The organism is Paraburkholderia sp. SIMBA_053 (assembly GCF_046534895.1).
In the GTDB taxonomy this organism is placed as follows: Bacteria; Pseudomonadota; Gammaproteobacteria; order Burkholderiales; family Burkholderiaceae; genus Paraburkholderia; species Paraburkholderia caledonica.
The window spans coordinates 1-259 of sequence record NZ_JAWRXU010001026.1 but is presented as its reverse complement, the minus strand read 5'-3'; the positions used below and the strand labels follow the sequence as shown (position 1 = coordinate 259).

The 259-nt window shown below is 70.7% G+C and carries 1 pseudogene; it reads left to right on the top strand.

Annotation, left to right across the window (positions count from 1 at the left end):
* A pseudogene (locus SB753_RS38740) lies at positions 1-259 on the top strand (cupin domain-containing protein); the annotation flags it as partial.

The following is a 259-nucleotide window of genomic DNA, read 5'->3' as shown; positions in this document are numbered from 1 at the left end:
CGCCCCGCTTGCCGTGCTGCCGACGCGCCCCGCCATTCAATGGCTCGACGCGATGTGCAGTACGCCGCTGCTCAGCGACGCATCGTCGTCCTCCGATGCCGCCGCCCAGCGCCCAACGACGACCTCGCGCGTACTGTCGTGCGAGCCGCTCGCGAACGTGCCGGGCAAATCCGTGACGACGGTCGTGGTCGACTTTCCTCCGCGCGCCTACACGGGCGCGCACCGGCATCCCGGCTCGGTGACGGCCTACGTCATCTCC